The sequence below is a fragment of the Pseudomonas sp. D1-1 genome, from assembly GCF_051132225.1.
Lineage (GTDB): Bacteria > Pseudomonadota > Gammaproteobacteria > Pseudomonadales > Pseudomonadaceae > Aquipseudomonas.
Map to the genome: position 1 here is coordinate 35,409 of NZ_CP071676.1, position 12,769 is coordinate 48,177.

At 60.3% G+C, this 12,769-nt stretch carries 9 protein-coding genes; 5 read left to right on the forward strand and 4 right to left on the reverse strand.

All coding sequences use genetic code 11. The features are described from left to right. Positions 1 to 34: 34 nt before the first annotated feature. Positions 35 to 1,798: a cation:proton antiporter gene (locus J3P86_RS00170; protein WP_434699195.1), complete on the forward strand. Its 1,764-nt coding sequence runs from the start codon at positions 35 to 37 to the stop codon at positions 1,796 to 1,798. 21 nt (positions 1,799 to 1,819) lie between these two features. Here the strand turns inward: J3P86_RS00170 and J3P86_RS00175 are convergent, their stop codons facing one another. The 3 genes from J3P86_RS00175 to uvrD all read right to left on the reverse strand — a co-directional run bounded on the left by J3P86_RS00175 (position 1,820) and on the right by uvrD (position 5,725). Further along, on the reverse strand, positions 1,820 to 2,227 hold the full coding sequence (locus J3P86_RS00175) for an SMI1/KNR4 family protein (protein ID WP_003187120.1): 408 nt from the start codon (positions 2,225 to 2,227) through the stop codon (positions 1,820 to 1,822). A 138-nt stretch (positions 2,228 to 2,365) separates the two neighbouring features. Next, complete coding sequence (locus tag J3P86_RS00180) at positions 2,366 to 3,241, reverse strand: Tim44 domain-containing protein (protein WP_434570624.1); 876 nt, start codon at positions 3,239 to 3,241, stop codon at positions 2,366 to 2,368. A 303-nt stretch (positions 3,242 to 3,544) separates the two neighbouring features. Further along, on the reverse strand, positions 3,545 to 5,725 hold the full coding sequence (gene uvrD, locus J3P86_RS00185; RefSeq protein ID WP_434654433.1) for a DNA helicase II: 2,181 nt from the start codon (positions 5,723 to 5,725) through the stop codon (positions 3,545 to 3,547). 261 nt (positions 5,726 to 5,986) lie between these two features. Between uvrD and J3P86_RS00190 the strand changes: the two genes are divergently transcribed. The 3 genes from J3P86_RS00190 (at position 5,987) to J3P86_RS00200 (ending at position 10,260) form a co-directional block, all read left to right on the forward strand. Beyond that, positions 5,987 to 8,863 carry an EAL domain-containing protein gene (locus J3P86_RS00190; RefSeq protein ID WP_434626816.1) on the forward strand — a complete coding sequence of 959 codons (2,877 nt, stop codon included), beginning with the start codon at positions 5,987 to 5,989 and terminating at the stop codon, positions 8,861 to 8,863. 182 nt (positions 8,864 to 9,045) lie between these two features. After that, positions 9,046 to 9,912 carry a transcriptional regulator HexR gene (gene hexR / locus J3P86_RS00195; RefSeq protein WP_003187110.1) on the forward strand — a complete coding sequence of 289 codons (867 nt, stop codon included), beginning with the start codon at positions 9,046 to 9,048 and terminating at the stop codon, positions 9,910 to 9,912. Between the two features lie 138 nt (positions 9,913 to 10,050). Beyond that, on the forward strand, positions 10,051 to 10,260 hold the full coding sequence (locus J3P86_RS00200; protein WP_305497700.1) for a PA3496 family putative envelope integrity protein: 210 nt from the start codon (positions 10,051 to 10,053) through the stop codon (positions 10,258 to 10,260). Here J3P86_RS00200 and J3P86_RS00205 read toward each other — a convergent pair. After that, positions 10,202 to 11,164, reverse strand: coding sequence for a LysR family transcriptional regulator (locus J3P86_RS00205; RefSeq protein WP_336072855.1), 963 nt, complete (start codon positions 11,162 to 11,164; stop codon positions 10,202 to 10,204). The genes J3P86_RS00200 and J3P86_RS00205 overlap by 59 nt on opposite strands. 188 nt (positions 11,165 to 11,352) lie before the next feature. Here J3P86_RS00205 and J3P86_RS00210 point away from each other — a divergent pair, with 188 nt between their 5' ends. Further along, positions 11,353 to 12,768, forward strand: coding sequence for an acetyl-CoA carboxylase biotin carboxylase subunit (locus J3P86_RS00210; protein WP_003187105.1), 1,416 nt, complete (start codon positions 11,353 to 11,355; stop codon positions 12,766 to 12,768). Position 12,769 lies beyond the last annotated feature (1 nt).

Below are 12,769 nucleotides of genomic sequence, written 5' to 3' on the forward strand. Positions count from 1 at the left end.
CGCGTCGAGGTAATTCACACAAGGAGCCCTCACTATGCATGCCATCAGCTTCATTCAGGACCTGGCGATCATCATGCTGGTGGCGGGGCTGGTAACGGTACTCTTTCATCGTTTCAAGCAGCCGGTAGTGCTGGGCTATATCGTCGCCGGCTTCATCATTGGCCCGCATACGCCACCGTTCGGTTTCATCCACGACGAAGAAACCATCAAGACCCTGGCCGAGCTCGGGGTGATCTTCCTCATGTTCTGCCTTGGGCTGGAATTCAGCCTGCGCAAACTGTTCAAGGTTGGCGCCACGGCGTTCATCGCAGCATTCCTCGAAATTGTCCTGATGATCTGGATCGGCTATGAAATCGGCCGCTGGTTCGACTGGAATACCATGGACTCGCTGTTTCTCGGCGCGATCCTGGCCATCTCCTCGACCACGATCATCGTCAAGGCGCTCAATGACCTGAAAATGAAAAACGAGCGCTTTGCGCAGCTGATTTTTGGGGTACTCATCGTCGAAGATATCCTCGGCATCGGCATCATCGCCTTGCTCTCGAGCATCGCCGTCAGCGGCACGGTGAGTTCCGGCGAGGTGTTCTCCACGGTCGGCAAGTTATCGTTGTTCATGATCGTGGCGTTGGTCATCGGTATCCTGCTGGTGCCCAGATTGCTGGCGTACGTAGCGAAATTCGACAGTAACGAGATGCTGCTGATCACGGTGTTGGGACTTTGCTTCGGCTTCTGCCTGCTGGTAGTGAAGCTTGAATACAGCATGGTGCTGGGGGCATTCCTGATCGGTGCGATCATGGCCGAGTCCCGGCAGTTGCTGAAAATCGAACGTTTGGTAGAGCCGGTGCGCGACTTGTTCAGCGCGATATTTTTCGTGGCGATCGGGCTCATGCTCGATCCGGCGATCTTGCTTCAATACGCCTGGCCGATTGCCGTGATCACCTGCGCAGTCGTGCTGGGCAAGATGCTCTCTTGTGGTCTTGGCGCCTTTATCGCTGGCAATGACGGACGCACCTCCCTGCGAGTCGGGATGGGACTTTCACAGATCGGCGAATTTTCGTTCATCATCGCTTCGCTGGGCATGACCTTGCAGGTTACCAGCGATTTTCTTTATCCGGTGGCGGTGGCTGTGTCGGTACTGACCACGCTGCTGACGCCTTACTTGATCCGGGCCGCGGATCCGCTGTCAGTCAGGCTGGCTTCGGCAATGCCGCAACGGCTGACGCGCGTGCTGGGCATGTATGGCGAATGGTTGCGCAGTATTCAGCCACAGGGCGAGAGCGCCCTGGTGGCCGCCATGATCAGGCGAATCCTGCTGCAGGTCGGCATCAACCTGGCATTGGTCATCGCGATTTTTGTTTCGGGCGGCTATTTCGCCGAGCGGATGTCGGTTTACCTGCAAGCCTGGATCAGCGATCCGAGCTGGCAAAAAGCATTGATCTGGGGTGGGGCGCTGCTGTTGTCGCTACCGTTCCTGATCGCTGCGTACCGCAAGCTCAAGGCGCTTTCGATGCTGCTGGCGGAGTTGGGTGTCACGCCGGAGATGGCTGGCCGCCACACGCAGCGCGTGCGTCGGGTCATCGCCGAAGTGATCCCGATCCTGTCGCTGCTGGTGATTTTCCTGCTGCTGGCAGCCTTGTCGGCCAGTATCCTGCCGACCAACAAGTTGCTGGTATTGATTGCCGTGGTGGCGACTGCGGTGGCGGCGCTGCTCTGGCGCTGGTTCGTCCGCCTGCATACGCGGATGCAGGTGGCCTTGCTCGATACGCTGGACAATCACAAGGAGTCGTCCGGGCATTGACCGGCGCCAGGCATGGGCGCGTCAGCTTTCCAGCCAGACATCCCGTGCCCAGTGCCAGACCGATTCCCAGGTTTCCTCGGCAATCAGCTCTTCCTCGGCCTGCCACAGCACCACCGTGCCGTCTTCTTCGACGCAATAATAATCGTCGCCGTCCTGGCAGATCGGGATCAGGCTGCGATCGACACCCGCATCCCAGGCATTGGCTGCCACGTCGGGCAAGTAGGTATGGGATTGCGGATCGGTAACGGTCACCGGCTCCAGGCTGCCATAGACTACGTCGCTGACAGTCAGCAAAAACTCCCTGAAGACGAACGGGATATCGATGAACAGTTGCTCCTCGATCTCTACCAGCAAGTCTTCGTCAGGCAACTCCAGTGGAACCGGTACAGGTTCGTTGGCTTCACGCAGTTGTTCGATGATTTCTTCCACGTCCGGGGATCCTCTTTCTCAATGGCGCGGTTTCATATGGGGCGGTTTATACAGTAGCTCGCTATAGATGCAACCGTGAAATAGAAAACCCCGGCCAAGGCCGGGGTTTTTATTTCAACATGCGAAACGCGCAAAGGTTCAACCGTTCTGGCGGATACCTGCAACCAGCCAAGGCTGGTTCTCGCCTTGGGCACGTTCCATGTTCCAGCTTTCGCTGAACGCTTCGCCCTGGTCGAAGCGAGAGTCCTTCGACACGCCGACAAAGGTCAGGGTGGCGATGGTCTTGTCTGCCCGATCGTCGACGCCGTCCAGCTGCACCTGCAGGTTGTCGATGTAGGTGGACTGGTAGCCGTCGCCCAGTTCGGCACGTTCACGCTTGAGGAACTCCAGCAGTTGCGGGGTTACGAACTCGGCGATCTTGTCCATTTCGTTCGAGTCCCAATGCTGCTGCAAGGACATGAAGTGGCTGCGAGCGGCTTCGATGAAGCGCTGTTCGTTGAACCAGGCGGGTGCGTTGATCACCGGGCGGGCGGCCACTGGAGCGGCTGAGCCACCGAAGATCGAGCCGCTGGCAGGCTGTTGGTTGAACACTTCACGTTGCATTGGCGCGTGACCGGCCGGAGCGAGTTGCTCCTGCTGCTTGCGACGACGGGCGGCAATGAAGCGGAAGACCAGGAAGGCGATGACCGCCATGATCAGGATGTCGAAGATCTGCATGCCCTGGAAGCCGTCGCCCATGAACATGGAGGCGAGCAGGCCACCGGCGGCGATGCCGGCCAGTGGGCCGAGCCAGCGCGAAGCACCGCTGGCCTTGGTGGCAGCGCCAGCCGCACCGGCAGCGCCTGCGGTGGCAGCGGTTGAACCGGCGGCAGAGGACGGCGCCATCTGGCTGGTCTGGTGAGTCGGGGCGGCGCCCGAACTTTTACCACCGCCAAAACGCTTGGCGGCATTGGCGTCGATGGCCATCGTCAGGCCGATGCACAACGCCATGGCGATGCTAAGAAAACGTTTCATATTAAGGCATTCCCATTTGTGGATAGCACGCGCGCCATGTTGCACAGGTGAACTGTTGCTGGCTAGCGGCAGAGTGTTTCGGGCTTTTGCGTGACAGCTGAGGTTCAGTTTCAGATGCGCAAGAAGGCCTGTTCGCTTTGGGCTGTAGGAAAGGGGGACAAGTTCTATCGGAAATGTTTGGGGTTACCAAAATAAATGTGGGAGCGAGCTTGCTCGCGATAGCGGTTTGTCAGTCAGCATCAATAGTGACTGATCGATTGCCATCGCGAGCAAGCTCGCTCCCACAGGTTTCTATGCAAATCTTTAGATCGCTTCCAGCTTCGCATACCCCAGCATCAGCCATTTGCTGCCTTCGCTGAAGTTGACCTGGACCCGGGCCTGGGCACCGGCGCCTTCGAAATTGAGGATCACGCCGTCGCCAAACACCGAATGCCGCACAGCCTGGCCGAGGCTGAAGCCGGTTTCTGGAATGTCGCTACCGCCAAACAGGCTGCTGGTGCCTTGCTGGTTGCCGCCAAACGGTCGGCTGACGCTGTTGGACAGGCGTACTTCCTGGATAAGACCTTTCGGCACTTCGCGTACGAAGCGTGACACTTTGTTGTAGGTCTCGCTGCCATACAGGCGACGGGTTTCAGCGTAGGTCAGCACCAGGTTCTGCATCGCGCGGGTGATGCCGACGTAGGCCAGGCGACGTTCCTCTTCGAGGCGTCCCGGCTCCTCCAGGCTCATCTTGTGGGGGAACAGGCCTTCCTCCATACCCACCAGAAACACATACGGAAACTCCAGACCCTTGGCGCTGTGCAGCGTCATCAGTTGAATGCTGTCTTCATGCTCGTCGGCCTGGGTATCGCCGGCTTCCAGGGAGGCATGACCGAGGAAAGCCGACAACGGGGACAGGTCTTGGTCTTCTTCGGTGTTTTCGAAGTTGCGCGCGGCGCTGACCAGTTCCTCGAGGTTTTCTACTCGCGCCTGGCCTTTCTCGCCTTTTTCCGCCTCGTGGTAGGCGATCAGGCCGGACTGCTCGATGACGGTCTGGGTCATCAGGTGCAGCGGCATCTCGGCGCATTTGGCGGCGAGGTCTTCGATGAGGTCGATGAACGCTTTCAGCGCACCGGCGGCGCGCCCGGTAACGCCTTTGTTGTCGACCAGCTGGCGCATGGCTTCCCACATTGACACGTGGCTATGGCGCGCATGGTCGCGAATCGCCTCGACGGTTTTCTCGCCGATGCCTCGGGTCGGCACGTTGATCACCCGCTCCAGGGCCGCGTCGTTGCCGCGTCCTTCGATCAGGCGAAGGTAGGCCATGGCGTTCTTGATTTCCGCGCGCTCGAAGAAGCGTTGGCCGCCATAGATTCGGTAAGGGATCCGTTCGCGCAGCAGCGCTTCTTCCAACACCCGCGATTGCGCGTTGGAGCGATAGAGAATGGCGATATCGCTGCGAGCCAGGCCGGTTTTCAACGCGCTCTCGATGGTCTCCACTACATAGCGGGCCTCATCGTGTTCATTGAAAGCGGCGTACAGATTGATCGCCTCGCCTTCGCCGCCGTCGGTCCACAATTCCTTGCCCAGGCGCCCGGTATTGTTGGCGATCAACGCGTTGGCGGCCTTGAGGATACCGGCGGTGGAGCGGTAGTTCTGCTCCAGGCGGATGACCTCAGCGTCGGGGAAATCCGCCGAGTACTGATGAATGTTTTCGATCTTGGCGCCGCGCCAGCCGTAGATCGACTGGTCGTCGTCACCTACCACCATCAGGCTGTCGCCACCCTTGGCCAGCAGGCGCAACCAGGCGTACTGAACAGCGTTGGTGTCCTGGAATTCGTCCACCAGCACATGCCGGAAGCGTTTCTGATAATGCGCCAGCAGGCCCGGGTGGTCGCGCCACAGGTCCAGGGCTCGCAGCAGCAGCTCGGAAAAGTCGATGACTCCGGCGCGTTGGCATGCCGCTTCATAGGCTTCGTAGATGCTGCGCATGGTCGCCAGGAACAGGTCGCCACTGGCCTGGATGTGCTGCGGGCGCAAGCCTTCGTCTTTCTGGCCGTTGATGAACCATTGGGCCTGACGGGCGGGCCAGCGCTGTTCGTCCAGGCCCAGTTCACGGATGACCCGCTTGACCAGGCGCTGCTGGTCATCGCTGTCGAGGATCTGGAAGGTCTGGCTCAGGCCGGCCTCCTGCCAATGGGCCCGCAACAGGCGGTGCGCCAGGCCGTGGAACGTGCCGACCCACATGCCGGCCGGGTTGAGGCCCATCAACTGCTCGATGCGATGGCGCATCTCGGCAGCGGCCTTGTTGGTGAAGGTCACCGACAGGATCGAATGGGGCGAGGCGTTCTCGACCTGGATCAACCAGGCGATACGGTGCACCAGCACTCGGGTCTTGCCGGAGCCGGCACCGGCCAGGACCAATTGACGACCGACGGAGGCAGCAACTGCCTGGCGTTGGGCGTCGTTCAGGGAATTCAGCAGAAGGGAGAGATCATCGCGCATCGAGGCATTCTAGGGTGCGGCGTCACCCCGGGCAAACCGAGCTTTGCATCAGCCGATAAAAAGCCTCCTGGGTGATGACCGGTTGGTCAGCGGCTACAAGCATGGGCGGGGCTCGCTTTCCAAGGTTATTACCCAATGGAATCGCGACTTTTTCGCTGTTTTTATGAGCAGGAGCAGTGTGGGATGGCCTTTGGCTTGTGTATGCTCGGTGCTCGTTTCGGGTGCAGCACGCGCCCCTGAATAAGAACAAGAACATCGCCTATGACCTCCAGTTCCGATCTGGCGGGGCCCTGCGTGGAGCCGCGCCTCATCTGCAAGCAGTACGCCACGGAAATGGCCGTCGAACGCACCAGGCTGTTATATCAGGGTTCGCTGCTGCCCACGCTGTTCATGCTGCTCAACGGGCTGGTGTGCGCGGCGCTCTTATGGACGCCGTCGCGCTACTTCCTGGTCAGCGTCTGGTTGGTCTGGTTGCTGTCGCTGGTGGCGTTGCGGGTGATTCAGGTGGCTGCGTTCGATTCGGCGATACCAAGCCGCCAGGCCCACCCGATCTGGTTGCGCATGTTCCTGCTGGGCTCGGCCATGACCGGCTTGACGTTGGCCGGTGCCGGTATCGCCCTGGTCCCGGCGGACAGCTTCCAGCAACAGGCCTGGGTATTCGGCCTGATCGGCGCGGCCACGCTGTCGGCGAGTGTCGCCTATGCCGTGAGCCTTGCGGCGTTCCTGTCCTTTACTTTGCCCTGCCTGTTGCCGGCCATCGGTTATCTTTTCTGGGGCGGCGACGAGCAGCAGCGTGGCTGGGGCTGGCTTGGGCTGGTGGTGCTGGTTTCGCTGAGTGTGGTGGCCTGGCAGGTCAATCGGCTGATACAGAACGGCATGCTGCGCCGGTTCCAGAACCAGGCACTGATCGAGCACCTGCAGCAAGCACAAGCCCGCGGCGCCCAGCTTAACGAGGCATTGGCCCGGGAGGTCGAACAACGCCGTTCTGCAGAAGCCCAGCTGCGTACGGCGCAGGTTGGCCTGGAGGCGCGGGTCGCACAGCGCAGCCTTGAACTGGAGGCGGCCAGCCAGGCGCTGAGTAAAAGCGAAGCACGCCTGGCACTGGCGCTCAAGGCCAGTGAGCTGGGGTTGTGGGACTGGAACCTGCAGACTGATGAAGTCCATCACACCCAACTCAAGGAGCTGTTTGGCCTGGAACCCGAGTACATAACGGCCATGCTCAGTCATCTCACCCCGCGCCTGCATCCGCAGGATTTACCCGCGCTGAAGCGTGCCTTGGTCGAGCACCTGAAAGGCCGCAGCGAGGATTACCAGATCGAATACCGCGTCCGTCATGGCGATGGCCATTGGGTCTGGATCGAAGACCGTGGCCGGGCAGTGGAACGCAGCGCCACGGGTCGGGTGTTGCGCATGGTCGGCACCCGGCGAGACATCAGTGCCAGCAAAGAGCTTGAACAACAGCGACAACTGGCGGCCACGGTCTTTGAAGCGGCCAGCGAAGGCATTGTGATTTTCGACCCCAACTACGCGTTGCTGGCCGCCAACCAGGCGTTCGCGCGGGTTACCGGCTTCGATATCGCCGACATGCTGGGGCGCAGCGTGGTCGACCTGCCCTGCAGTCGCGATGCACGCCGGCACTATCCGATCATTCGCCAAGCCCTCAAGCAGCATGGCACCTGGCAAGGCGAGCTGGTGGAAGCGCGGGCCAACGGTGAACTCTACCCGCAGTGGTTGCAGTTGAATGTGGTGCGTGATCTGCGAGGGAAAGTCAGCCATGTAGTGGGCTTCTTCGCCGATCTCTCGGCCCGCCGCGAATCCGAGGAGCGGATGCGCTACCTCACTCATTACGACGAACTGACCGGATTGGCCAACCGTTCGCTGTTCCGCGAGCGCCTGCACGAGGCCCATCAACGGGTTCGCCAGGGCGGGCACCGCAGCCTGGCACTGCTGCACATCAACCTCGATCGCTTCAAGTTGCTCAACGACAGCCTCGGCCACGACATCGCCGATCAGTTGCTGCAGAAAATGGCTCGCCGCCTGATCAATGCGTTGCCGGAAGCCGACACCATTGCCAGGCTGTCCGGAGATGAGTTCGCCGTGTTGTTCGACGCCTATGGCAACCTTTCCAGCCTGGCGAGGGTAGCGACCCGGCTATCAGCCAAGCTGCGGCTGCCGCTGACGATCGAGGGACATGAGCTGGTGGTCAGCGCTTCGATCGGCATCAGCCTGTTGCCCGACAACGCTCGGGAAATCTCCACGTTGGTCAGCCAGGCGAACATGGCGATGCAACACGCCAAGCACCTGGGCGGCAATAGCTTCCAGTTTTATACCGACAGCCTTCAGGCCAGCACGCTGGAACGTCTGCAATTGGAGAACCAATTGCGCAAGGCGCTTGAGGAACAGCAACTGAGCGTTTTCTACCAGCCCAAACTGTGCCTGGCGACCGGCCGCCTGAACGCAGCCGAGGCGCTGGTGCGCTGGGACCATCCGACCATGGGCCAGATTCCACCCGCTGACTTCATCGGCTTGGCCGAGGAGACCGGGCTGATCGGACCCATTGGCGAATTCGTGCTCCGCCAGGCCTGCTGGCAGGCGTGCGAATGGCAGCGCCAGGGGCTTGCGCCTATCAGGGTGTCAGTCAATCTCTCGGTGCATCAGTTGCGCCAGGGCAAACTGGTCAGTCTTGTACGCCAAGTGTTGGAGGAGACCGGCCTGGCCCCGCAATACCTGGAGCTGGAGCTGACCGAGAGCCAGTTGCTCGACAGCGTCGAACACATCATCGCTACGTTCCAGCAGCTGCGTGATCTTGGGGTCAAGCTGGCGATCGATGACTTTGGCACCGGCTATTCTTCGCTGAGCTATCTCAAGCGTATTCCGGTGGATTACGTGAAGATCGACCAGGCATTTGTTCGTGGCCTGGCGGAGGGCGGGGAGGACGCAGCCATTACCCGGGCAATCATCGCCATGGCTCATGGGCTGTCGCTCAAGGTAGTGGCCGAAGGTGTCGAGCGGCAGGAGCAGCTGGATTTCCTGAAAAACGAGCAATGCGACGAGGTTCAAGGCTATCTCATCAGCCGACCGGTGGGAGCCGAAGGCCTGGCCCGTCTGATGCTCGAGCAGAATAAGCCTGCTTTGTAGCAAAGGGCCCGAGGTCCTGCGATGGCTAGCCTTCGTAACGGCTACACGAAGCGTCCCCCGCCAAAACAAGGGGGAACAAGGCCAACTCAGTTACGTATTGGGCGGGCAGAAAGCCGATTCCTGTAGTATAACTACAAGCTTGCTACATCCCGGCACCCGCCCCATAACAAGAGTCCAGTCCTTTGAACCTGTTGCAACACATCGCCCAGTCGCGCCATCTGCTACGCAAGTCGGAACTGAAGGTCGCCGATCATGTACTGCTTGATCCTGCGGCAGTGATGCACAGTTCCATGGCCGATCTGGCCCATAGCGTCGGCATCAGCGAGCCGACCATCGTGCGTTTTTGCCGCGCGATTGGTTGTTCGGGTTTCCAGGACCTGAAACTCAAATTGGCGCAGAGCTTGGCGGCGGGTGCGAGTTTTGGCCAATTCGCGATTCATGAAGACGATTCGGTCGCCGATTACAGCTTGAAAATCTTCGACACGACCCTGCACACCCTGATGGAAGTTCGCGAGAAGCTCGATCCGGTGGCGTTGCAGAAAGCGGTTACGGCCATGTCCCAGGCCCAACGTGTCGAGTTCTATGGTTTTGGTGCTTCTGGCGCGGTCGCCGCCGATGCCCAGCACAAGTTCTTCCGTCTGTTGCTCACGGCGGCGGCCTATTCCGATCCACATATGCAGGCAATGTCGGCGGTGACGTTGAAGCCTACCGACGTGGCGATCTGTATTTCCCAGTCGGGTCGCTCCAAGGACTTGTTGATCACTGCGAACCTGGTACGTGAAAGCGGTGCCTCGCTGATCACCTTGTGCCCGAGCCAGACGCCATTGGCTGAATTGTCGACGGTGAATCTGGCGATCGACGTGCATGAAGACACGGAAATCTACACGCCATTGACCTCGCGCATCGCGCATCTGGTGGTCATTGATGTGTTGGCCATGGGCGTTGCCATGGCGCGCGGCCCGAGCCTGGTCAATCACCTCAAGAGTGTGAAGCGCAGCCTTCGCAGCTTGCGGTTGTCGCCCAAGTCGGTGAAGGCGCTGGATGACTGAAGGCTGTTCCTGGGGTTGAGGGGTTTCTGTGGCAGGGGAGCGCCCCTGCGAATTCATCGTTCTGTAACGCTCGCGCCGCCAAATCGTCATCCCGCGCCGTCATCTTGAAACTCCCGTATACGTCTTGGGAGTCTCGACATGACCCAGTCCTACGAAGACCGCAGCGCCGCCAAAACCCGTCGCCAACAGGAAGACCAACGCCGCATGGCGTTCCGCCGTGCAATCGAAGATCGCTATGAGCAACGGCAGCTTCTGGCAGAAATCAGCGAATTTCCTGACGCCGTAGAGTTCAATTACTGGCAGGCAGCGCCGGCGGCTTCCCGTCGAAACGCTCAACCAGGCCGATAATCTGGGCGCGCTCGCCGCGCACGAATGCCAGGAAGGCATGAGCCACCGGTGACAGACGCTTTGCCCTGGCCTGCACCAGGCACCAGCTGCGGTACAGCGGCAACTCCTCAACCGGCAACTCGATGAGTGCGCCGGAGCTTAGCTCGCGGCTTACGGCGTGGCGCGTCAACAGTGCCACGCCCAGCCCGGCCACCACGCACTCGCGCTGGGCCTCCGCCGACGCCACTTCCAGCGTCTGGGTGAAATGCACCCGCTTCTCCTTGAAATACTCCTCGCACGCCAGCCGCGTGCCCGAACCGGGCTCGCGCAACAGCAGCGTATAAGGTTCCAGGTCCTGCAGGCGCAGCGGGCCGATGTGGCAAAGCGGATGGTCGGGTGGCGCCACGGCAACGATCGGGTTGTTGAGAAATGGCAGGAATTCCAGGCCCATGTCCTGGGGCACCATCGACATGATCACCAGATCGTCACGGTTGTCCGAGAGGCGCCGGATCACCTGGCCGCGATTGACCACGGTGAGGTTCAGATTGACCTCGGGATGTTGGCGCTTGAACGCGGCGAACAGATGCGGGACGAAATATTTGGCACTGGACTCTACCGCCAGCTTCAATTGCCCCTGCAGCGAACCCTGCATGTCCGAAAGCTGCATGTCGAGGTTCTCCAGCCGCCCGAAGATATCCCGACTGGCGCGTTGCAGGGCTTCGGCCGCTTCGGTCATGTAGAGTTTTTTTCCGACGTACTCAAACAGCGGCTGGCCAATCAGCTCTTCAAGGGATCGAATCTGTAGGCTAACGGCCGGTTGTGTGAGAGACATTTCATCAGCCGCGCGGCTGTATGACCTTAGGTCGCACACCTCATTGAAAATCTGCAACTGACGCAACGTCATACGCATCAATGACTTACGCATAAATCTAGCTCTCGGGGCGGGGGCGGGCAAGACGACTATAAGTCTTTGCTTATGCACGACCCAACAAATATTTATTTTTGTTAATCAACGACCGGGACTAGTGTGGAGCGGCGACCAATTGTTACATCTGGTCACGCATCGGCCTGGACCTCAGGCCGTGGGTATCACCGGCTCAAGGGAACCTCCAATTGATAACAAAGATCCTGATCGCCAACCGCGGTGAGATTGCCGTCCGAATCGTGCGCGCCTGCGCCGAAATGGGCATTCGCTCGGTCGCGGTCTATTCCGACGCCGACCGCCATGCCTTGCATGTCAAGCGTGCGGACGAGGCCCACAGCATCGGCGCCGATCCGCTGGCCGGCTACCTCAATCCGCGCAAACTGGTGAACCTGGCGGTGGAAACCGGCTGCGACGCGTTGCACCCCGGCTACGGCTTCCTCTCGGAAAACGCCGAACTGGCGGACATCTGCGCCGAGCGCGGGATCAAATTCATTGGCCCGTCGGCGGAAGTCATTCGCCGCATGGGTGACAAGACCGAAGCGCGCCGCAGCATGATCAAGGCCGGCGTGCCGGTGACTCCAGGTACCGAAGGCAACGTGGCGGGTATCGAAGAGGCCCTGACCGAAGGTGATCGGATCGGTTACCCGGTGATGCTCAAGGCCACGTCCGGCGGTGGTGGCCGTGGTATCCGTCGCTGCAATAGTCGCGAAGAGCTCGAGCAGGCCTTCCCGCGAGTCATCTCCGAAGCCACCAAGGCGTTCGGTTCGGCGGAAGTGTTCCTGGAAAAATGCATCGTCAATCCCAAGCACATTGAAGCGCAGATTCTCGGTGACAGTTTCGGCAACGTGGTGCATCTGTTCGAACGGGATTGCTCGATCCAGCGCCGTAACCAGAAGCTGATCGAAATCGCCCCGAGTCCGCAACTGACGCCTGAACAGCGCGCCTACATCGGCGACCTCTCAGTGCGCGCCGCCAAGGCCGTGGGCTACGAAAATGCCGGCACCGTGGAGTTCCTGCTCGCCGAGGGCGAGGTGTACTTCATGGAGATGAACACCCGGGTGCAGGTGGAACACACCATCACCGAAGAAATCACCGGTATCGACATCGTTCGCGAGCAGATCCGCATCGCCTCCGGGCTGCCATTGTCGGTCAAGCAGGAAGACATCCAGCACCGGGGCTTTGCGTTGCAGTTCCGCATCAACGCCGAAGACCCGAAAAACAACTTCCTGCCCAGCTTCGGCAAGATCACCCGCTATTACGCACCGGGTGGCCCGGGGGTGCGCACCGACACAGCAATCTATACCGGCTACACCATTCCGCCGTTCTACGATTCGATGTGCCTGAAACTGGTGGTCTGGGCGCTGACCTGGGAAGAAGCGATGGACCGTGGCCTGCGAGCCCTGGATGACATGCGCCTGCAGGGGGTCAAGACCACCGCCGCGTATTACCAGGAGATCCTGCGCAATCCGGAATTCCGCAGCGGCCAGTTCAACACCAGCTTTGTTGAAAGCCATCCCGAACTGACCAATTACTCGATCAAGCGCAAACCCGAAGAGCTGGCCCTGGCCATCGCCGCCGCCATCGCCGCCCACGCAGGCCTGTAAG